The sequence below is a fragment of the Synechococcus sp. SynAce01 genome (genome assembly GCF_001885215.1).
GTDB classification, from domain to species: Bacteria; Cyanobacteriota; Cyanobacteriia; order PCC-6307; family Cyanobiaceae; genus Regnicoccus; species Regnicoccus frigidus.
Genome location: NZ_CP018091.1, coordinates 717,786 through 737,831, shown reverse-complemented (window position 1 = coordinate 737,831; position 20,046 = coordinate 717,786). Strand labels below are relative to the sequence as shown.

Sequence of the window (20,046 nt, the reverse complement as noted above, 5' to 3'; positions counted from 1 at the left end):
TGTGGGGGAGGCCGTAAGAGACTGGGTTCAGGTTTCGGCAACGAGGCGGTCACAGCCCATGTAGGGGACCAGCGCCTGCGGCAGCAGGACGCTGCCATCGGCTTGCTGTCCGGTTTCGAGCAGGGCCGCCATCGTGCGCCCCACCGCCAGGCCGCTGCCGTTGAGGGTGTGGAGCAGGCGCGTCTTCTTGCCATCCTTCTGGCGGATGGCGGAGCGGCGGGCCTGGAAGTCACCGCAATTGCTGCAGCTGGAGATTTCCCGATAGGCGCCGGCGCCGGGCAGCCACACCTCCAGATCAAAGGTGCGGGCCGCGGAGAAGCCGAGATCACCGGTGCAGAGCTCCAACACCCGGTAGGGCAGGTCCAGGGCCTGCAGCACCGCCTCGGCGTCGCCGGTGAGCTGGGCGTGGGCGGCCTCCGACGCTTCTGGGCTGCAGAACCAGTACAGCTCCACCTTGTTGAACTGGTGCAGGCGGATCAGGCCGCGGGTGTCACGGCCGTAGGTACCCGCCTCGCGCCGGAAGCAGGGGGTGTAAGCGGCGTATTTGAGCGGCAGTTGTTCGGCCGCGATCAGCTCGTCGCGGTGGAACGAGGTGATCGGCACCTCGGCGGTGGGCGTCAGCCAGAGGTCGTCGTCGGCGCAGCGAAAGCTTTCTTCGGCGAATTTCGGCAGCTGGCCGGAGCCCATCAGGCTTGCGCTGTTCACCAGGATCGGCGGCATCACCTCCCGGTAGCCGCGCCGGCCGTGCAGGTCGAGCATCAGGCTGATCAGGGCGCGCTCCAGGCGAGCGCCCTGGCCCAGCAGGGTGACAAAGCGGCTCTGGGCAATCCGCACCGAGCGCTCGCTGTCGATCAGGCCCAGCCTCTCGGCGATCTGCCAGTGCTCCTGCAGGCCCTCGCCCTGGCGGGGCGTTCCCCAGCGACGCACCTCGATGTTGTCGGCTTCCGATCGTCCCTCCGGGCAGTGGGGCGACGGTAGATTGGGGAAAGCGAGCAGTTGGTCGCGCAGGCGGGTTTCGAGGCTCTTCTCCTCTTCTTCAAGCACCCCCACCTGCTGTTTGAGGCGGTTGCCCTGGTCGCGCAGCGCCTGCACCTCCGGGCTGTGGGGCGCTTCGCCGGAGCGAATCAGCTCTCCCACCTGACGCCCCACCAGGTTGCCCTCGGCCTGGAGACTGCTGCGTTGCTGCTCAAGATCCCGCTCCTGGCGGGCGATCATCTGCAGGGCGGTGAGATCGAGCTTCAGGCCGCGGCGGCCGAGCTGCTCGACGATCAGCTCCGGCGTATCGCGCACCAAGCGCAGGTCCAGCACAGCCAATCAGGCAAGTGTGGGAAGCCTACGGCTCAGTGGTGCCAGGGTTTTCTGGGCAACAACCCTTAACCAGCCCTCAGCGAAGGCTGGCCGTGATCACTCGGCGCAGGGGCCTCAGAGCACCTGAACCACTTCGCTCACTTCGGGGATCGATTCACGCAGCTTGCGCTCGATGCCCATCTTCAGGGTCATGGTGCTGCTGGGGCAGGAGCCGCAGGCACCCTGGAGACGCACCTTGACGATCGGACCGTCGATCTCGACGATCTCGACATTGCCGCCATCGGCCATCAGGTACGGGCGCAGCTCATCGAGCACACGCTCCACGTTGGGGATGGTGAGGGCCCGGGGGTCGCTGATCGCCGCTTCAACGTTCAGCTCTGGAGTGGTGGTTTCGCTGGTGGCAGTTTCGGGACTCATCAACAGAATTCGAGGTGTGGTTTGAGTTTAGGGAGGCAGCCTGGAGGTCGCCTGGATCCAGGCCATGGATCGTCTGGGTTCAAAAAACCGTCACCGTCGGTCCGTAGGCCGCGAGCTGGCGATCGGCCGTGAGCAGCCTCAGCGGTTCGCTGCGGCTCTGGGCCACCAGCAAGCGATCAAAGGGATCGCGATGCACGGGGCTGGTTCCCAGTTCGGCCACAGCCAGCAGGTGCTGGTTGCGGATTGCCAGCCAGCGGAAGCCCTGGGCGGGAATGGTGCGTTCAAGCTTGGCCAGGTCCACATCCAGCCGCCCCACGGAGGCTTTGATCGCCAGTTCCCAGAGGGAAACCTGGCTGACATGAACCTCGTTCTCAGGGTCGCGGATCAGGCCGACCGCAGCCTTGGGCAACTGTGGGTGGTCTGCGATCCACCAGAGCACCAGGTGCGTGTCGAGGAGCAACCGGGCCATGGATCAAGGGGCGATCGGCAGCTGCAGAACGGTGAACAGGTCGTCCAGGGTGCGATCGAAGTCGTCCGCCATGGTGATCTCACCGCGCATCGCCCCTGGAGGCGCGACGCCGGAGGCTTGGGCCTGAATGGGGACCAGTTGGGCGATGGGGACACCAGCCCTGGCGATCACCACCGCCTGACCGGCCTCCACCTCCTGAAGCAGGCGGGAGAGCTGGGTCTTGGCTTCGTGCACGTTCACCTGGCGGAGGCTTGCCTGCGTGGTTTTGGGCGTGGCTGAAAGCGCCATGGCGCGACGATGGACTAAGGCTTAGCTTAGTTGAATCGAGAGGAATGGCTTTGGGCTTGTCGCCCGATTCCTAGGATTGATCCCACTGGCTTCCCTGAACGGGCTTTCCCAACGCGATGACCGACGTTCCCGTTTCTCGGATCCGCAATTTCTGCATCATTGCCCACATCGACCACGGCAAGTCGACGCTGGCCGATCGTCTGTTGCAGGAAACCGGCACGGTGGCGGCGCGGGACATGCAGGCCCAGTTCCTCGACAACATGGAACTGGAGCGCGAACGGGGGATCACGATCAAGCTCCAGGCGGCGCGCATGGAGTTCAAGGCGGCCGATGGCGAAAATTACATCCTCAACCTGATCGACACGCCCGGCCATGTGGATTTCTCCTATGAGGTGAGTCGCAGCCTGCAGGCCTGCGAGGGGGCGCTGCTGGTGGTGGATGCCAGCCAGGGGGTGGAGGCGCAGACGCTCGCGAACGTGTATCTGGCGCTGGAGAACGATCTGGAGATCATTCCGGTGCTCAACAAGATCGACCTGCCCGGCGCCGATCCAGCCCGGATCAGCGAGGAGATCGAAGCGATCATCGGCCTCGACACCAGTAACGCCATCGCCTGTTCCGCCAAGACCGGCCTGGGGGTGGCAGCCATCCTGCAGGCGGTGGTGGATCGGGTGCCGCCGCCGCCGGATCGGCTCTCTGAGCCGTTGAGTGCCCTGATCTTCGACTCCTATTACGACGCCTACCGCGGCGTGATCGTGTACTTCCGGGTGATCAGTGGCCGGGTCGCCCGCAAGGACAAGGTGCTGCTGATGGCCAGCAAAACCAGCTACGAACTCGACGAGGTGGGGGTGATGGCCCCAGACCAGCGCCAGGTGGAGAGCCTGCATGCCGGTGAGGTGGGCTACCTGTCGGCCTCGATCAAGGCGGTGGCCGATGCCCGGGTGGGCGACACAATCACCCTGCTGGCGAATCCGGCCGCCCAAGCGCTGCCCGGCTATGCCGAGGCCAAGCCGATGGTGTTCTGCGGGCTGTTCCCCACCGACGCGGATCAATACCCCGATCTGCGCGAAGCACTCAACAAGTTGCAGCTCTCCGATGCGGCGCTGAAGTTTGAGCCCGAAACCAGCAGCGCCATGGGCTTCGGCTTCCGCTGCGGCTTCCTTGGGCTGCTGCACATGGAAATCGTGCAGGAGCGGCTGGAGCGGGAATACAACCTTGACCTGATCGTGACGGCGCCATCGGTGATCTACCAGGTGACCTTGATCGACGGCACGCTGATCATGGTGGACAATCCGGCCACCTTGCCTGATCCGCAGAAGCGTGAATCGATCGAGGAGCCCTATGTGAAGCTGGAGATCTATACGCCCAATACCTATAACGGCACCTTGATGGAGCTATGCCAGGAGCGGCGCGGTGAATTCATTGATATGAAGTTCATCACCACTGAGCGCGTCACGCTGCACTACGAGATGCCGCTGGCTGAAGTGGTCACTGATTTCTTCGATCAGATGAAGAGCCGCACCAAGGGCTATGCCTCGATGGAATACAGCCTGATCGGCTACCGCAAGAATGAACTGGTGCGCCTCGATGTGCTGATCAATGCCGAGAAGGCTGATCCGCTCACCACGATCGTGCACCGTGACAAGGCCTACAACGTGGGCAAGGGGTTGGTGGAGAAACTCAAGGAATTGATCCCGCGCCAACAATTCAAGATTCCGATCCAGGCCTCGATCGGCAGCCGCATCATCGCCAGCGAAAGCATCAGCGCGATCCGCAAGGATGTGCTGGCCAAGTGCTATGGCGGTGACATCTCCCGCAAGAAGAAACTGCTTTCGAAGCAGGCCAAGGGCAAGAAGCGCATGAAGGCGATGGGTCGGGTGGAAGTGCCCCAGGAGGCCTTCATGGCGGTGTTGAAGCTGAATCAGTAAGCCGCTGCTCGCCCAGGTTCAAGCGGCGAGAGGAGGGGAACGCTGAAGGCGTGATCCCCACCTGAGGCCACCGATGCCTTCTCAGCTTCGAAGCAAGTCCATGGCCGCCCAGCATGCTGGCCAGTCGGGCTTCTTTCTGCCCCTCTCCTTCGGCGTGGGGCTGGTGTTGCTGCTCAGCAGCCTCTCGCTGCAAACCGCTGCCCTGCATGGCCATCGACAGATGGCAGGGCAATGGCGGCAACGCCAGGCCAGCGACGCCCTGGCTTCGGCCGCCCAGCAGGTGGCGGCCCAGCTCCATGGCCCCTACCGCTGCCTGCTGCAAGTCCCGTCGTCGCAGTGGCCACCGGCGGGTTGCGGAGCGGGCGCCAGCCTCGCCGGGCTCCGTGAAGGGGAGGTGGGCAGCTCCCGCTACAGGCTGGTGGAGTGGTGGCCTGCTCCTGGGCCTGCTGCTGAACCGGTGACGGCACTGGAGGCTCGGCTGCGGCTGGAGTTAGGGGGAGAGGAGACGGGCAGTCGGGCCCAGGCCCTGTTCGGATTGCGGCTTGATCCCGACCGGCCGGAGCGGCTGCTGACGGTGCGGCGGATGGGGCGATGAACCTGATCGAGATCACGATGGCGATGCTGGTGTTCTCCCTGGCGGCCAACACCTCGTTGCAACTGTGGAGCTCCAGCGCCCGCTGGAGCCAGGCCAACGCTGAACAGCAGGAAATGTTGCGCCGTGTCGATGCCGACTTGCTGCGCCGCGAGCACGGCCTGCGCCAGGCGGCGCTCGCTGTGGTGGCTGGAGTGGAAGCTGAAGGCCCTGAACAGCCGGCAGCCGGTTGTGCGGCGGCAGGCCAGTGGATGGCGGAGCAGCTCCAGAGCGGGGCTGGAGCTCTGCCGGTGGGAGTGCAGCGCCAGGTGAGCGCGACGTCGTCGGGAGTGGATGGGCTCTGGCTCGTCTACCGCATCGAGCCCATGGGCCTGGAGCGTCGCCGGCTGTTCACCGCTGCCGCCCATGGCCTCTGTCCGTCAGCGGCTGCCACTTCCGATCTGGAGGAGGGCACGTGAGACAGCGTCTGCAGGCCAGGCCGAGCCGCTTCAGCCACCAGGCTGGCTTCAGCCTGGTGGAGCTGCTGGTGACCCTGGCGGTGATCGGCCTGCTGGCTGGCCTGGGCCTGCGGTCGGGGGGTGAAAGCCTGGCCAGGCAACGCCTGGAGGTGGCGAGTCGGCGCTTGGCTCAGGGCATCGAGCGTGGCCGCAGTGAGGCCGAACAGCAGGGGGAAGCCTGTGGACTCACCCTCTCGGAGCAGGGCTGGCAGCCGCCGCAGGGCGGAGCTTTGAGGCCCTGTCGCGACACGCTGATGGAACTGGGTGAGGGGGTGGAGAGCACCGCGGTGGACGTGCTCCACAACCTGCCAGAGGTGTTGCGCTTCAGCAGCAATGGCCTGGTGCTTGATGGCGGCACGGTGGTGCTGGCCAGCAGCGGCACTCCCCTGCGCCGCTGTCTGGTGATGGCGCTGCCGCTGGGAATCGTGCGGCTGGGCCGCTATGGCGGGGCCAGCGGCAGCAGGCCCGACAGCAGCCTCTGCCAACCCGATCCCACGCTCTGATCGTTGTTGTTCATCACCATGCGTACCGCCGGGTCGTCCATTCCGTTTCAACACCAACAGCAGGGTTTGCGCCGTCAGGGGGGCGGCTTCTCTTTGGTGGAGCTGCTGCTGGCGATGGGGCTGGGGCTGCTGTTCTGCGGGGTGGTGGTCCAGGCGCTGTTGGGGGAAGGGCTGAACGCCGGACGGTTCAGCCGCCTGCTGCGGGAGCGGGCGAACCAGGGCCGAGCCCTGGACCTGATCCAGGCCGATCTGCAGCGGGCCACGGCGGTGGCGCCCGACCCAGAGCGCTACGGCTCAGCCTGCGGCCTGGCGGGGCGGCCGGCCGTGCTGCAGCTCAGGACGCCGGAGGGAACGATCACCTATTCGGTTGGAGCAGCGCCCAGTGGCCTCTGGCAGGGCAGGGTGCTGGTCCGCTGTGGGCCTGCCTTCGGGCTTGACGGCCAAGTGTCCGCCGGCACGACGTTCCAGAGCCGGGTCGTGCTGGACGGGCTGGCTGCCCAGGCCACGCCCTGGCAGGGCTGCAGCCTGTTGCTCAACGGCGGCGAAGCCGCGGTAGCGGCTGGGGTGGAACTGAATGGTTCGTCACGGCTGCCATTCTCGGCTTGCCTCGATCCCGAGACCCAGCTGGTGGCGCTGCGGCTGGAGCAGAGCTTCAGCGAGGCTGGCGGAAGAGCGCAAACGATCGTCAGCGAAGTGTTGGCGGGTGCCGGTTAGTCGAATGCGATCGCTCTGCGCCCTTGCGACTGTTGACTCAGATCTCCGCTCAGGACCATGTGTTCTGAGGAGGGACAAACCAGCGATTCTGAAGGTACCTTTGGCCTTGAATGGTGATCGAATTTGAGTTCGATTCGTCGTCGACTTCAAGCCACCAGTCTGTTGGCCGTGCTTGTTGGCTACGGCGTGCTTCTTCTTGCCAACAGGCAGCTCGCCGCTCTGAGCCGCTACGACGCCCACAGCGACGGGGTGTATGCGCTTCAGAAGAAGCTCACTGAATCCGCTGAGATTCCCGATTCGACGGAAATGCAACGGCGGATCAGCTCGATGCTCCTCCCCGGCGTCACGGTGTGGCTGGAAGGTGCTCCAGGGGCGGCGGAGACCCTCGGTCCTTTGGAGAGCACCGCCAGCCGCCTGGCCCGGCAAGTCGATGGGCCGGTCTCCTTCCGGGAGGGTGGCGGCATCTTCCTGACCTATGCCAACCCGGTGCTGCTGAGCAGCGGCCCGGCTCGCCTGCATGTCCTCGAGGATTTCAGCGCCGATGCTGGGCGGGAGCGGATCACCCAGTTGCTGTTGATCGCCATGGCCGGGATGACAGCCCTGCTGACCAGTGCCCTGCTGCGGCTGGTGATGGAGGGGGGGTTGCGGCCCCTGCAGCGGCTTGGCAACAGCGTGGCGGCGATCAGCGCCGATGGCCTCGGCCGCCAACGGTTGCAGGAGCAACCCCAACCCGAGGAGCTTCAACCGATCGCCCTCGCCTTCGACGACTTGCTAGATCGCCTGGCTATCTCCTTCGAGCGCCAGCGGGATTTTGTCGATGGGGTCTCCCATGAGCTGCGTACATCGATGACGCTGATCAGTGGCTACGCCCAGCGGTTGCAGCGCCAGGCAGAACAAACCAGCTCGACCCGTGAGCGCGATCCGGCCAGCGACGTGGACAGCGATGGGGCTGCTGCGGAAATGATCGCGCCGTTGGCGTTGATCCAGGGCGAAGCAGAGCGGGTGGGGCGGCTGGTGAGCGACTTGCTCGCCATCGCCCGCGATGAGGCCGGCCACCTGGAGGTGAGCCACCAGGTCATCGATGTGGAGCTGCTGCTGCTGGCGACTTATGAGCAGCTGGTGGACCATGCCGGTTCGCGGCTGCGGCTGTTGGCGCCCGTCGAGGCTGAGGTCCTGGTGGCCTGCGGTGATGCCGATCGATTGCAGCAGTGCCTCACCAACCTGGTGGAAAACGCCCTGAAGTACGCCGATCCAGGCAGTCCGATCGAGTTGTTTGCCACCTCCCAGTGCACCCCCAAGACCACTCCCCAGGCCTCAGGGGAGAGCCTGGCCTGCAGTGCGGAGGTGGTGGTGGTGCATGTGCGTGACCGCGGGCCTGGGGTGGCGGATGCCGAAAAAGAGCGGATCTTCGAGCGGTTTGTTCAGGGCAGCGCTTCTTCAAGGCGTCGGGGCAGCGGCATTGGTCTGTCGGTGGTGAAGTTGCTGATGGAGCGGATGGGAGGGGAGGCGCGGGTGGTGGATGCCCCCGGCCCAGGGGGCGGTTCCGATTTTCAGTTGCTGCTGCGCCGGTTCAGTTCCAAGGATCCCCTTCCTTGAGCATGAAGCCGACACCACGGACGGTCTGAATCAGGCTGGGGCAGCCGGATTGCTCGACCTTCTTGCGCAGGTAACGGATGTAGACGTCGAGCAGGTTGTCATCACCGAAATGGTTGGCGCCCCAGACGCTGGCAAGGATCTGATTGCGCGTCTGCACCCGGTTCGGTTCGCGCAGCAGGGTCTGGAGGAGGTCGTATTCGCGCACGGTGAGATGAATCGGGGCACCATTGCGGCGAACTTCCCGGTTACCGGTGTTCATGGTCAGGCCGCGATAGCTGAGTAGCTCGCCAACGCTGCCGTTCAAGTTGAGTCCGGTGCGGCGCATGCGGGCGCGGACGCGGGCTAGCAGTTCCTCGATGGAGAATGGTTTGTTGATGAAGTCGTCGGCGCCGGAATCCAGCGCCTCAACTCGGTCGCGGATGTCGTCTCGCGCCGTGAGCATCACCACCGGCACGGTGACGCCGCTGGAGCGAAGCCGGCGGCAGATCTCGACACCACTGAAATCGGGCAGGGTCCAATCGAGTAGCACCAGATCGAAGGGGTTGGGGTTGTCGCGTAACTGGGTGAGGGCGCTCAGGCCCGTATCGGCTTCGCCTACTGCAAAACCCTCCACCAGAAACTCCCCCTGGAGGAAACGGCGCAATTCGAAATCGTCATCGACGATGAGAATGCGTGGGCTGCTTTCTGTATCGCGCATGACTGTATCGCGCATGACTTCCCCCGCTGGGAAACATTCAGCTTCGGCGCATTGATTTTGCTGGATCCATGTTGGCTTTGTTGTAGCAATAGGCCGGGTTTTGATGCGGGTTTCTTCAAGTCTGGTTAGGCCTCTTGGCTGGCCACCGCTCCCAAAGGTCGCTTTGGGTCCCACACTGGGCCCGCTCACGCCGCTCAAGCTGCCGCCATGACCGTCTTCCAGCCCAGGGAATGGCTGCGCTGGCGCCCGAAGAACCTTTCTGGCCGCATGGCCCGCTGGGGCCTGCTGATCGTGTTGTCCTACGGCTTGGTGGCCCTGGCCACGCCCCTACTCATTCATCTGGGCCTGCTGGACGATCCGAACGCCGGCCTGGCCAACGAGATTTATGCCACCCCTTCGCTGCAGCACTGGTGCGGCACTGACCGCCTCGGTCGCGATGTCTGCGTGCGCACCCTGGCCGGTAGTGGTGTGGCGTTGCAGGTGGTGCTGCTGGCCCTGATCACGGCACTGCTGATCGGCGTGCCGCTGGGCATGGTGAGCGGCTACCTGGGCGGTGGCCTCGACCGAATCCTGGTGCTGCTGATGGACACGCTTTACACCTTGCCGGTGCTGCTGCTCTCGGTGGTGCTCGCCTTCCTGCTGGGGCGCGGCCTTCCCAATGCGGCGGCGGCGCTGTGTGTGGTGTACATCCCCCAGTATTTCCGGGTGGTGCGCAACCAGACGGCCCAGGTGAAGGCGGAGCTCTATGTGGAAGCGGCTCAATCGCTGGGGGCGGGGCCGCTGTGGATCCTGCGCCGTTACCTGCTGCGCAACGTGATCACCTCGGTGCCGGTGCTGCTCACCCTCAACGCTGCCGACGCCGTACTCGTGCTGGGCGGCCTGGGCTTCCTGGGCCTGGGGCTCCCCGAATCGATTCCGGAATGGGGCGCCGACCTGCAGCAGGCTCTCACCGCGCTGCCCACCGGCATCTGGTGGACGGCGCTCTATCCCGGCCTGGCGATGTTTGTGTTGGTACTGGGGCTTTCGTTCCTGGGCGAGGGCCTGGAGGCCTGGGTGAGCGGCGGCGATGGGGGCAAGGGAGGCTGATGTTCAGCACTGCGGAGCAGAGTGCTCTCTCAGCTTGCGTTCACCTTGCTTTCTCTATCTTGTCGGCTATTGCTTCATCGATTTTCGGAAAAGAGCATTGGCTCTAATGGATCAAGCCTTTACAGTTCATGATCAAAACTGTTCCTGGTCTGATGAAACTCTTGCCCAAGGCTCAACTCCGTGTGCTTCGCGGCATCCATGCAAGCCGCAGCAAGAATCGAGCTTTCACGCTCGTTGAGCTGATGATCGTTGTAGCGGTCGTTGGTGTGCTTGCTGCCGTTGCTTTACCGCAATATCTTCAAGCCCGCCGAGCGGCTGCCAATGGGGCGCTGATAGGAGAGGCGCTTGGCCTTGCCAAAGAATGTGCAACATCTGCTGCTTCTGATTTGGCTATTGGTATGACGGAACCGAGTGATCAAAATGTTATTGCCGTTAACGCAGTGGATAACTGCGTTGGTGGCGGTACTTTTGTTGTCACCCTTGAGCCTGGGCCTGCTGGTATTCGATGCATGGCCGTTGAAACAATTGCAGCGACGAATGAACTGACAATCGATGTCAATACCGATGGAGTTACGACATGTCTTTTGACCTAGTCTGCCTGCAAAAGGCTGTTTCTGCTGCATTCTGATTTCCAGTCATCCATGCCGATGTGCGTAACGCTCTGACCCTCCAGAGTGGTTGTCTGGATCTCTGCAACGTGTGTACGTTGAGTGCGCAGGCGATCATGCCTGTGTTTCGATGGCCTCTCCGTCCAAACGACCTACCTTTGATCAGGCCTTCGTGCAGGCGGTCGGAGCTGAATGCCGGACCGACAAGACCACGCATCACGGCTATGTCCGCTTTTGTCCTCTTTTTCTTGCCCCGCTCAGGCGCTGCAAAACTCTGGCCATTGTCGAAATCGGCTATGGGGAGGGTAAGAGCCTTCCCTTCTCGCATCTCTTGATTCCCACGCGCGCATGTGTATTGCCTGGATCGTGACCTGAGCCTCTCTGGTGTTGGCAATGATGTGTTCCAGGTGGATCAGGGGGATCCCGCTGCCGTGCAGGGCGTGATCGCATCCATTCGCCACCCCGTTCATCTGATCGTCGACGACGGCTCCCATTTTCCGCCCCATCAGCTCTCCAGTTTCTCAATTCTGTTCGATCAGTTGCTCCGTCCTGGCGGCCTCTACATCTTTGAAGATGTGGAAACGTCCTATTGGATCACTGTCGATATTTACGGCTATCCCACCCGCTAAGGCCTGCACAATTGCTGGTCTGCCCTGGAAGTGCTCAAGCTCTGTATCGATTACACCAATCGCTCCTTTCTCTCACCTGACGACCGCAGCCTTGTGGAAACAGCTTTGTAGAAACCCTGATGGCGATGGCGCAGCTGTCTCCTGCGACCGCGGCCATGATCTCTACCCTCACCTTCGCCCAGAACTGCGTGATTCTCAGCTCGCTTCGCCCAGCACACGGCCCGTCCATAGCCGCTGTACTGATTGATCCGGCGACTCTCCTGGCTGGAACGTTCCCCCTGAACCCACGCAGCGCCACCGAGCCGCTCAAAATGAATGGCCGGGATTAATCCGCTACGCCTAGGCGCCTCGACATTCCCCATGCCCCTCTGGCTCACGTTTGTTCTGCTCGCTGCCGCCACCTTGCTCTGGTTGCTTGGTTCCGCCAACGCCGACGACGTGATCGCTCTGCTGGAGCACATCCTGGCGGTGGGGTTGCTGCTTGTGGTCTTGCTTGGCGGTCGGCTCCTGCTGCTTGAGCTCGCTGGTCTGGCTCTGGCCCTCTGGTTGCCGCGGGCCCGCTCCGGCCAGGCCGGTCGGACGGAGCCCCATCGCGATGATGTGATGATTCCATTCTGAGTGTTGGCCTACTGACCACTTCAGACGTGTCAGCAGCGCAGCCGCAGTGTGCGCGGCAGCTCTTCGCTGATCGCCCCTTCCGCTGAGAGCGCTGGGTAAGCACGACCTTCGCGGCGGCACCAGTCGGCGACCTGGGGGTAGGCCCACTCGAACAGCAGGCCATTACGCCGCTCTGCCGGCACCCCCTCGCCGGCCAGGGGCAGAAGCCCTGCTGCCTGCCGCTGGCGCAGTGCCTCGAACAGCAGCACCGCCGCCGCCACCGATACGTTCAGCGACTGAACCATGCCGCCCATCGGCACAAACAGACCCTGGTCCACGCCTGCGCTGGCCGCCGCGCTCAGGCCCCACTTCTCGGCCCCGAGCACGAAGGCCGTTGGTCCGGTGAAATCGCATTGGCGATAGTCCACCGCGTTCACGCCCAGATGGGTGCCGTAGATCCGGAACCCTTCCCGCCGCAGCCGTTGCAGCCCCTCCTCCACCGTGGCGTGGGGGTGCACCGCCACCCACTTCTCGCTGCCCAGGGAGGCCTGGTTGAAGCGGCGGCTGCGGCCCGGCAGACTCACCGCATGGGCTTCGAGCACCCCAACGGCGTCGCAGCTGCGCAAGATTGCCGAGAGGTTGTGGGGCTTGTCCACCGCCTCCAGCAGCAGCGTGAGATCGGCCATGCGCCGATTCAGCACGGCCTGGAGTCGCTCGTAGCGGCGCGGCAGCAGCGGCATGGAACGGGGCGGAGCTTCAGACCTTAAGGCTCGATCATGGTTTGACTGCAGCAAGCGCGGCTCCTGCAAGCAGGGGTGGGATCATGAATTGATGAGGCCTGCCCTGCCTGCCGCCGCCGTTGGCTTCGATCAGCGGGTCTATGCCGTCGTGGCGCCCATCCCCCAGGGTCGCCTCGCCACCTATGGCCAGGTTGCCGACTGGATCGGCGCTTACGGCTGCGCCCGCCAGGTGGGTTGGTCGTTGCGTCGTCTCGCCCTGCCCTCACCGGTCCCCTGGCACCGGGTCGTCAGCGCCCGAGGCCAGATCAGCATGAGCCTCAGCCGCGAAGGCAGCGATTGGATCCAGCGCGAGCTGCTGATCGCTGAAGGCATCCCCGTGGATGGGGCGGGCCGCCTGGCCCTGCGGAGCTATCTCTGGGTGCCGCAATGACCACTCCCCAACCATGACCGCTGCGCCGGATCGCGATGCTTTTGCGGCTGCCTTGCAGCCAGAAGCCGCCGGACTCGACTCGCGGCGGGTGGCCTGGCGGGCGCTTCTGGCCGTGGCGGCCGGGGCCTATGCCGATTTGGCCCTGGAGCGGGAACTGCGCCGCCTGCCGCTCTCGCCGCCTGACCGTGCCCTGGCGACCGAGCTCTGTTTCGGGGCGATCCGCCAGCGCCGCCGCCTGGATGCCTGGCTCGACCAGCTCGGCAAGGTGCCGGCCGAACGTCAGCCTCCCAAGCTGCGCTGGCTGCTGCACCTCGGCCTCTACCAGCTGCTCGCCACCGAACGGGTTCCCGCCTCAGCGGCGGTGAGCACCACCGTGGAACTGGCCAAACGGGATGGTCTGGCCCGGCTGGCGCCGGTGGTGAATGGTGTGTTGCGCGCCTTTCTGCGTCGCCGTAGCGCCGCTGCCAGCAGCCCCCTACCGCTGCCTGCCGAACCCGTCGCGGCCCTTGGTTTGCGCCACTCCCTGCCCAACTGGCTGGCTGCCGATCTGCTGCAATGGCTGCCGCCCGAAGGCGCTGAGGCGTTCGGTGTGGCGGCCAATCTGCCGCCCTCCCTGGATCTGCGTGTCAACCGGCTGCAGGCAAGCCGTGAGGCGGTGCTCGCCGCTTTTGCCGCCGCTGGCGTGGCCGCTGAACCCCTTGTTGATCAAGCCTGGGGGCTGACGCTCCACGGCCGCTGCGGTGATCTGCGCGCCCTGCCCGGCTATGCCGAAGGCCACTGGTGCGTTCAGGACCGCAGCGCCCAGCGGATCGCCCCTTTGCTGGAGCCCCTCCCTGGTGAACGTCTGCTTGATGCCTGCGCGGCCCCCGGCGGCAAGAGCACCCATCTGGCCGAATTGATGGCCGATCAGGGGGTGGTGCTGGCCGTTGATCGCTCCGCTGGCCGCCTGCGCCGCGTCGGCGTCAATGCCGAGCGGTTGGGGCTGGCCTCGATTCAGCAGCACGAGACCGATGCGGCCGAGCTGGCCAGCGAATTGCCAGCTGAGAGCTTCGATCGGATTCTTGTCGACGCCCCCTGCTCCGGTCTTGGCACCCTGGCCCGCCATGCCGATGCCCGCTGGCGGATCACCCCCGCCGCCATCGATGATCTGGTTGTGCTGCAACGCCGCCTGCTGGAGGGGATGGTGCCCTTGCTCAAGCCAGGCGGTCGGCTGGTTTATGCCACCTGCACCGTCCATCCCCGTGAAAACGGTGAACTGGTCACGGCCTTCCTGGCGGGCCACCCCAGCTGGAGCCAGCGTTCGGAACTTCAGCTCTGGCCCACGCCGGGCGGCGGCGATGGCTTCTACGCCGCCGTGCTCCAGGCCCCGGGCTGAAGGCTCAAGGCGTTAGCTCAAGGTGGTGGCGGTGGTGCCGTTGGTGCCAGCACCGGCGGTGGTGCTGTTGGCGGTGGTGCTGGCGGGGGAGCGGGCGCTGGTGCTGGCTGGCTGGCCGGCGGCCGGGCAGCAGGAGTTGGCGCCGGAACAGGAGCGACTGGCTGGGGCGGGCGGCTCGGTGGCGAGGCCGGTCTGGGCACCGCCTGTGGGGCTGGCCTGGACTGGGGTTGGGATGGGCGGCTCGCGGGAGCCCGAGTGGGTGCCGGAATTGGTTCCTCGGGCTGGAAGTCACGGGGCTCGAAGCTGGACGTCGGCTCTGGCCGATCCTGCTCCCACGGCCTGGGCTGCTCGCGGGCGGGGGCCGGGCTGGCGGTTGGGGCGGCTGGCTTCTTCGCGGCGGGTTTGTTGGCCTTGAAGCTGCCCGTGAGCACGGGCTTGGGCGGGAACTGCCGTACGGGCAGATCCTTCGCGATCACGCGCATGTACCGGCCCCAGGCGGCGGCGGCAGCACCGCTGTCGCTCTTGGAGGAGCGGTTGTTGTCCCAGCCCAGCCAGATGCCGGTGGTGAGCTGGGGGATCGCGCCGATGAACCAGACGTCACGGGCGCCCTCGGAGGTGCCGGTCTTGCCGGCCACAGGCCTGCCGATCGACGCCGCTCCACCGGTGCCACCAGTCACCACCCGCTGCAGCATCCAGACCATCGCGTCGGCGATGTCGCTGTCGACCACCCGCCGGCCCCGGTCCGACTGCAGGCGCCTGCTCCAGAGCAGTTCGCCGTCGGGGCCGCTGATCTCCTCGAACGGGGTGGGTGGCACGAACACGCCGCGGTTGATCACGGCGGCATAGGCGGCGGTCATGTCAAGCACGGTCTGCTCGTAGGCGCCCAGCGCCATCGGGTAGAAGCGGCCCAGCTCACGGGTGATTCCCAGGCTCTTAGCCATGGCGATCACCTTGTCGAAGCCCACCTGCTGCAGCAGGCTCACCGCCACCACGTTGAGAGAGCTCTGCAGGGCCGTGGCCATCGTCACCTTGCCTCGGTAGCGATCACCGAAGTTCTTGGGGCAGTAGCCAGCGAAGCAGCGCTTCTTGTCGTCCAAGACGGTTTCTGGCCGCATCCCCTCCTTGAGGGCGGCGAGATAGACGAACAGCTTGAAGGTGGAGCCGGGTGATCGCAGCGCCTGAGTGGCTCGGTTGAACTGGCTTTTGTTGTAATCCTTACCGCCCACCAGGGCACGCACCAGGCCGGTGCCCGGCTCGACGGTGACTAGCGCCCCCTCCATGGAGCCGCTGGCACTGCTGCTGATCACCTTCTGGGCCTCCGTCTGCATGGCCAGGTTGAGGCTGCTGCGTATCGTCAGTCCGCCCACCTCAAGCTGCTCAGGAGTTAACACATTGGGTAGCTCCTGGGCCACCCAGCTGGTGAAGTAGGGGGCCTCACTGTTCCAGTACTTGGGCAAGGCCGGTTGGAGCCGGAGCGGTGTGGCCTCGGCCTCGGTCTGCTCGGAAGCGCTGATGAACCCCGCCTGGCGCATCCGGCCCAGCACCAGTGCTCGCCGCTGTAGGGCCAGGTCTTCGTTCACGAGCGGCGAATACACCGACGGGGCCGGCGGCAGGCCGGCGATCAGGGCTGCTTCCGGCAGGGTGAGCTGGTCGGCGGCCTTGGAGAAGTAGATCCAGGCCGCATCGGCGACGCCGTAGGCGCCTGAGCCCAGATACACATAGTTGATGTATTGATCGAGGATCTCTTGTTTGCTGAGCTGGCGCTCGATCTTGCCGGCCAGGGCCGCCTCTTTGAGCTTGCGGACCAGGGTGCGGTCCTGGCTGAGGTACACCGTGCGGGCCAGCTGCTGGGTGATGGTGCTGGCGCCTTCTTCCACTGCGCCGCGGCGGATGTTGCGCACCATGGCCCGGCCGATCCCCCAGATGTCAACACCGTCGTGCTCGTAGAAGCGCCGGTCTTCGGCGGCCACGAACGCCTGGCGCAGCAGCTCGGGCATCGAACCGGCAGCCACCTTCTCGCGGGTGGCAGGGCCGAGCTTCTGCAGCACCTGGCCATCGGCCGAAAGGATCGTCACCGTGCCGGGTCGGTTGAAGGTGTTGATCCGCGCCACGTCAGGCAGCATCCCGTCGACCGAGCGCACCAGCGACGCTTGGCCGAAGGCTGCGGCGCTGCCGACTCCCGCTGCCAACAGCCCGGCCAGCAGCAGCTTCTTGCGGCTTTGCCGGGTCGACGTTTTCCTTTCCTCGCCCCTCAGGCGGGTGGGGGATCCCTTGCGAGAGACTTCGCTGGTCACAACACGGCCGTGAGGCTGCTGTGGCCGATCGCGAGCGCCGTCACCAGCATCCCCAGCACCAGAAACGGCTGGGCGCTCGCCTGATACTTCACGTCAAAGGCCACCGGATCGCGCAGCAGCCAGATGTCCTGGAAGGTGATCTGGGGAATGATCAGCAGCACCAGCAGCACCGCGGCGAAGTTCTGGCCAATGGCGATCAGCACAGCCACCATCGCCAGCTGGAACAGATCAATCATGCCGGCGCTGATCCAGCTGGCCCGCTCGATGCCGAACACCACCGGCAGCGATTTCAGCCCCATCGCCCGGTCGCCTTCCACGCTCTTGAAGTCGTTGACCACAGCAATGCCGAGCCCGGCCAGGCTGTAGGCCAGGGTGAGCAGGGCTGTGGTCCAGGTGAGCCGGCCGAACAGGGCCTGCCCGGCCCACCAGGGCAAAGCGATGTAACTGGCGCCAAGGGCATAGTTGCCCAGCCAGCCGTTCTGCTTGAGCTTCAGCGGTGGCGCCGAATAGATGTAACTGACCAGCGATCCGCCCAGGGCGAGTAGCAACAGCACCGGGGTGCGGTGGCCCGCCCAGAGATCGAGGCCCCCCGCCACGGCCAGCCCCGAGAGCAGCAGCACCCAGATCTGCACCCGCACCTGCTCCAGGGAGATCGCCCCGGAGGGGATCGGCCGGTAGGGCTCGTTGATCGCGTCGATCTCGCGGTCGTAGTAGTCGTTGATGGTTTGGGTGTAGCCGGCCAGCAACGGACCACTCATCAACATGCAGGCGATGGCGGCGCCGAAGTCGCGGCCGCTCCACACGTAGTTGCCCGAGGCAGCCGCTCCACAGATCACGCCCCAGATCAGGGGGATCCAGGTGACCGGTTTCATCAGCTGCAGCCGCAGCTTCCAGATGCTGGTGGTGCCTGCGGCCCCCTTCATGCCCAGCAGCTGGCGGGCTTTTCCGCCGCTGCTGCTGGGGGGGGAATCGGGGGCGTCGCTCAAGAGATGGAAGCAGAGATCACCAGCATGACCGAAACCGGCTCGACCGTCATCGGCGGGATGGATGGTTTCAGGCCGGGGCGATTTCGTCGTCGAAGAACCAGCCGCTGCTGCCGTTGCTGAGTTCCACCACCACGCCGATGCCGCTGCCGTCGGTCATCTTGAAACCGCTGACGGTGCCGGAGGCATCGCTCTTGAGCGCTTCAACCAGATCGGCGGGGATGCGATCGCGCACGCGGGTGATCCTCACCCGGGAGCCGATGTCGATGGATCCTGGGGTGGCAGCCTGAGTCATGGCCAGCGCGGCTGGGCAAGTCGCGCAACCCTAACAGCGCCCCCCGTTTCCCCCCTCCATGGTCGCCAAGCGCATCATTCCCTGCCTCGATGTGGCTGACGGCCGGGTGGTCAAGGGGGTCAATTTCGTTGGGCTGCGCGATGCCGGTGATCCGGTGGCCCTGGCCTGCCGTTACGACGCCGCCGGTGCCGACGAACTGGTCTTTCTCGACATCGCCGCCAGCCATCAGGGCCGCACCACCCTGGTGGAGCTGGTGCGCCAGACCGCTGAAGCCGTGACGATCCCCTTCACCGTCGGCGGCGGCATTGGCAGCGTGGAGGGGATCACCGCCCTGCTGCGCGCTGGCGCCGACAAGGTGAGCCTCAATTCAGCGGCGGTGCGCGATCCCGATCTGGTGGCGCAAGGGGCCCGGCAGTTCGGCTGTCAATGCATCGTTGTGGCGATCGATGCCCGCCGCCGCGCCGAGGGCACGGGTTGGGATGTGTTTGTGCAAGGGGGCCGGCAGAACACCGGCCTCGATGCCGTGGCCTGGGCCCGCCAGGTGGTGGCGCTCGGTGCCGGCGAACTGCTGCTCACCTCCATGGATGGCGATGGCACCCAGGCCGGCTACGACCTGGCGCTCACCAGCGCGGTGGCCAGCGCCGTCTCGGTGCCGGTGATCGCCTCAGGAGGCGCCGGCTGCATCGATCACATCGCCGCCGCCCTGGAGCAGGGCGGGGCCTCGGCCTCCCTGCTCGCCTCCCTGCTCCACGACGGCGTGCTCAGCATCGAAGCGATCAAGACCGACCTGATCGCCAGGGGGCTGGCGATCCGTCCGCTGGAGGGGCCGCAAAAGGCTGTAACGAGCCTTTACAGTTGATTCTCAGGTTGTAACACCTGATTCACTTTCTTCTGACGCCACCGTGTCGGCTCTGCCCCCACTCGTCTCGACAACCCTCGCTCTTCTGGTGGTTGCAACTGTGGTGGCGCTGGTGGGTTGGGCGCTTTCGCTGATGCAGGCCGCCAACGACCGCCAGGAGTTTTCGTTGATGCTGGCCGGCTGCATGGTCTGCTCCGCCGCCGTCGGCCTGGCCACAGTGATGGTGCTCACTGTCAGTTCCCCCTACCGGCTGATGGTCGATGGCCTGACGAACGTACCGTTCGCCACGGGCACCGGTATCAGCCTCGATTCCGTCGCTCTGCCCTGGGACACCTCGCTCGATTGTCTGGTGGAACCCGCCCGTTGCCCCGGTCTGCCATCCTCCTGAGCAGCCATGTTTCAGAGTTGTCATTCGCCCCAGCTGCCGCTTGAAGCCTGCTGATCCCGAGGCGGTGCGTGAGTTGTTCGACGCCATCGCCCCGCGTTATGACCAGCTCAACGACCTGCTCAGCCTTGGTCTGCATCGCTTCTGGAAGCGTCAGGCGCTGCATTGGCTGCAGCCCCGTCCCGGCCAGCGGCTGATCGATCTCTGCTGCGGCACCGGTGATCTGGCCTTGGTGCTCGCCGAGCGGCTGCGGCCCGGTGGGGAGGTGCTCGGCCTCGATGCCGCCGCCGCGCCCCTGGCCGTTGCCCGCCGCCGCAGCCAGCTCCAGCCCTGGTTGCCCCTGCGCTGGCAGCAGGGCGATGCCCTGGCCACGGGCCTGCCCGCCGGCTCGGCCGATGGGGCAGTGATGGCCTACGGGCTGCGCAACCTGGCCGATCCGGCCGCAGGGCTGCGCGAACTGCGGCGCCTGCTGCGGCCCGCTGGCCGCGCCGCCGTGCTGGATTTCAACCGGTCCGATCCGGCCACGGCGGCCGGTGCCCTCACGGCCGCGTTCCAGCGCTTCTATCTGCGCAATCTGGTGGTGCCCACCGCGCGCTGGTTTGAGCTGCCCGAGCAGTACGCCTATCTCGAAACCAGCCTGGAGCGCTTCCCGACCGCACCCGAGCAGGAGCGGCTGGCGCTGGCGGCCGGCTTCGCTTTTGCTCGCCACCGCCCCGTGGCCGGTGGGCTGATGGGTTTGCTTCAGCTGGTCGCCTGAAG

Annotated in this window: 24 protein-coding genes; 15 read left to right on the top strand and 9 right to left on the bottom strand. The window is 65.4% G+C overall.

What is annotated here, in order from left to right:
- Window positions 1-27 precede the first annotated feature (27 nt).
- From serS to BM449_RS03880, 4 genes are all read right to left on the bottom strand, one after another.
- Window positions 28-1,308, bottom strand: coding sequence for a serine--tRNA ligase (serS, locus tag BM449_RS03895; protein ID WP_071801945.1), 1,281 nt, complete (start codon window positions 1,306-1,308; stop codon window positions 28-30).
- A gap of 114 nt (window positions 1,309-1,422) precedes the next feature.
- Window positions 1,423-1,725, bottom strand: coding sequence for a NifU family protein (locus BM449_RS03890; RefSeq protein ID WP_233831053.1), 303 nt, complete (start codon window positions 1,723-1,725; stop codon window positions 1,423-1,425).
- 79 nt (window positions 1,726-1,804) lie between these two features.
- Window positions 1,805-2,194 (bottom strand): type II toxin-antitoxin system VapC family toxin, encoded by a 390-nt coding sequence (locus BM449_RS03885; protein WP_071800142.1) that lies wholly within the window; start codon window positions 2,192-2,194, stop codon window positions 1,805-1,807.
- 3 nt (window positions 2,195-2,197) lie between these two features.
- Window positions 2,198-2,482, bottom strand: coding sequence for a type II toxin-antitoxin system prevent-host-death family antitoxin (locus BM449_RS03880; RefSeq protein ID WP_071800141.1), 285 nt, complete (start codon window positions 2,480-2,482; stop codon window positions 2,198-2,200).
- Window positions 2,483-2,598: 116 nt separating this feature from the next.
- Between BM449_RS03880 and lepA the strand changes: the two genes are divergently transcribed.
- The 6 genes from lepA to BM449_RS03850 all read left to right on the top strand — a co-directional run bounded on the left by lepA (window position 2,599) and on the right by BM449_RS03850 (window position 8,309).
- Entirely contained in the window at window positions 2,599-4,407 is a 1,809-nt protein-coding gene (gene lepA, locus BM449_RS03875) for a translation elongation factor 4 (RefSeq protein ID WP_071800140.1), read from the top strand.
- A 100-nt stretch (window positions 4,408-4,507) separates the two neighbouring features.
- The gene (locus tag BM449_RS03870) at window positions 4,508-5,002 is read left to right on the top strand and encodes a hypothetical protein (RefSeq protein ID WP_071800139.1); all 495 of its coding nucleotides are present in this window, start codon (window positions 4,508-4,510) and stop codon (window positions 5,000-5,002) included.
- Window positions 4,999-5,457, top strand: coding sequence for a hypothetical protein (locus tag BM449_RS03865; RefSeq protein ID WP_071800138.1), 459 nt, complete (start codon window positions 4,999-5,001; stop codon window positions 5,455-5,457). Before BM449_RS03870 ends, BM449_RS03865 begins: the two co-directional genes overlap by 4 nt.
- Window positions 5,454-5,999 (top strand): GspH/FimT family pseudopilin, encoded by a 546-nt coding sequence (locus tag BM449_RS03860; RefSeq protein ID WP_071800137.1) that lies wholly within the window; start codon window positions 5,454-5,456, stop codon window positions 5,997-5,999. The genes BM449_RS03865 and BM449_RS03860 overlap by 4 nt, the downstream gene beginning before the upstream one ends.
- A 3-nt stretch (window positions 6,000-6,002) precedes the next feature.
- Window positions 6,003-6,713, top strand: coding sequence for a hypothetical protein (locus tag BM449_RS03855; RefSeq protein WP_071800136.1), 711 nt, complete (start codon window positions 6,003-6,005; stop codon window positions 6,711-6,713).
- A 168-nt stretch (window positions 6,714-6,881) separates the two neighbouring features.
- Window positions 6,882-8,309 carry a HAMP domain-containing sensor histidine kinase gene (locus tag BM449_RS03850; protein WP_233831240.1) on the top strand — a complete coding sequence of 476 codons (1,428 nt, stop codon included), beginning with the start codon at window positions 6,882-6,884 and terminating at the stop codon, window positions 8,307-8,309.
- Here BM449_RS03850 and BM449_RS03845 read toward each other — a convergent pair.
- Window positions 8,284-9,021, bottom strand: a complete 738-nt coding sequence (locus tag BM449_RS03845) for a response regulator transcription factor (protein WP_233831051.1) — start codon at window positions 9,019-9,021, stop codon at window positions 8,284-8,286. The genes BM449_RS03850 and BM449_RS03845 overlap by 26 nt on opposite strands.
- A gap of 252 nt (window positions 9,022-9,273) precedes the next feature.
- Here BM449_RS03845 and BM449_RS03840 point away from each other — a divergent pair, with 252 nt between their 5' ends.
- From BM449_RS03840 to BM449_RS03820, 4 genes are all read left to right on the top strand, one after another.
- On the top strand, window positions 9,274-10,092 hold the full coding sequence (locus tag BM449_RS03840) for an ABC transporter permease (RefSeq protein ID WP_083544611.1): 819 nt from the start codon (window positions 9,274-9,276) through the stop codon (window positions 10,090-10,092).
- Window positions 10,093-10,220: 128 nt separating this feature from the next.
- The gene (locus tag BM449_RS03835) at window positions 10,221-10,685 is read left to right on the top strand and encodes a prepilin-type N-terminal cleavage/methylation domain-containing protein (protein ID WP_071800132.1); all 465 of its coding nucleotides are present in this window, start codon (window positions 10,221-10,223) and stop codon (window positions 10,683-10,685) included.
- A 365-nt stretch (window positions 10,686-11,050) separates the two neighbouring features.
- On the top strand, window positions 11,051-11,329 hold the full coding sequence (locus BM449_RS03830; RefSeq protein ID WP_071800131.1) for a hypothetical protein: 279 nt from the start codon (window positions 11,051-11,053) through the stop codon (window positions 11,327-11,329).
- A 360-nt stretch (window positions 11,330-11,689) separates the two neighbouring features.
- Window positions 11,690-11,947 (top strand): hypothetical protein, encoded by a 258-nt coding sequence (locus tag BM449_RS03820; RefSeq protein WP_071800129.1) that lies wholly within the window; start codon window positions 11,690-11,692, stop codon window positions 11,945-11,947.
- 29 nt (window positions 11,948-11,976) lie between these two features.
- Here the strand turns inward: BM449_RS03820 and trmH are convergent, their stop codons facing one another.
- Window positions 11,977-12,666: a tRNA (guanosine(18)-2'-O)-methyltransferase TrmH gene (gene trmH, locus BM449_RS03815; protein WP_071800128.1), complete on the bottom strand. Its 690-nt coding sequence runs from the start codon at window positions 12,664-12,666 to the stop codon at window positions 11,977-11,979.
- 91 nt (window positions 12,667-12,757) lie between these two features.
- On the opposite strand from trmH, the gene BM449_RS03810 reads away from it, so the two are divergent.
- Both BM449_RS03810 and BM449_RS03805 read left to right on the top strand, forming a co-directional pair.
- Window positions 12,758-13,096 carry an MGMT family protein gene (locus tag BM449_RS03810; protein ID WP_071800127.1) on the top strand — a complete coding sequence of 113 codons (339 nt, stop codon included), beginning with the start codon at window positions 12,758-12,760 and terminating at the stop codon, window positions 13,094-13,096.
- A gap of 13 nt (window positions 13,097-13,109) precedes the next feature.
- Entirely contained in the window at window positions 13,110-14,471 is a 1,362-nt protein-coding gene (locus BM449_RS03805) for a 16S rRNA (cytosine(967)-C(5))-methyltransferase (protein WP_071800126.1), read from the top strand.
- A 17-nt stretch (window positions 14,472-14,488) separates the two neighbouring features.
- Here the strand turns inward: BM449_RS03805 and BM449_RS03800 are convergent, their stop codons facing one another.
- The 3 genes from BM449_RS03800 to BM449_RS03790 all read right to left on the bottom strand — a co-directional run bounded on the left by BM449_RS03800 (window position 14,489) and on the right by BM449_RS03790 (window position 18,043).
- Complete coding sequence (locus tag BM449_RS03800; RefSeq protein ID WP_120352819.1) at window positions 14,489-16,675, bottom strand: PBP1A family penicillin-binding protein; 2,187 nt, start codon at window positions 16,673-16,675, stop codon at window positions 14,489-14,491.
- Window positions 16,676-16,761: 86 nt separating this feature from the next.
- Entirely contained in the window at window positions 16,762-17,751 is a 990-nt protein-coding gene (gene chlG, locus BM449_RS03795; protein WP_071800125.1) for a chlorophyll synthase ChlG, read from the bottom strand.
- A gap of 67 nt (window positions 17,752-17,818) precedes the next feature.
- A complete protein-coding gene (locus tag BM449_RS03790) occupies window positions 17,819-18,043 on the bottom strand; it encodes a DUF2862 domain-containing protein (RefSeq protein ID WP_071800124.1) in 225 nt (74 codons plus the stop codon).
- Window positions 18,044-18,101: 58 nt separating this feature from the next.
- Here BM449_RS03790 and hisF point away from each other — a divergent pair, with 58 nt between their 5' ends.
- The 3 genes from hisF to ubiE are packed head-to-tail and all read left to right on the top strand — an operon-like array spanning window position 18,102 to window position 20,044.
- Window positions 18,102-18,902, top strand: coding sequence for an imidazole glycerol phosphate synthase subunit HisF (hisF, locus tag BM449_RS03785; RefSeq protein WP_071800123.1), 801 nt, complete (start codon window positions 18,102-18,104; stop codon window positions 18,900-18,902).
- A 43-nt stretch (window positions 18,903-18,945) separates the two neighbouring features.
- A complete protein-coding gene (locus BM449_RS03780; RefSeq protein ID WP_071800122.1) occupies window positions 18,946-19,290 on the top strand; it encodes a hypothetical protein in 345 nt (114 codons plus the stop codon).
- Window positions 19,291-19,330: 40 nt separating this feature from the next.
- The gene (gene ubiE / locus BM449_RS03775; protein WP_071800121.1) at window positions 19,331-20,044 is read left to right on the top strand and encodes a bifunctional demethylmenaquinone methyltransferase/2-methoxy-6-polyprenyl-1,4-benzoquinol methylase UbiE; all 714 of its coding nucleotides are present in this window, start codon (window positions 19,331-19,333) and stop codon (window positions 20,042-20,044) included.
- Window positions 20,045-20,046 lie beyond the last annotated feature (2 nt).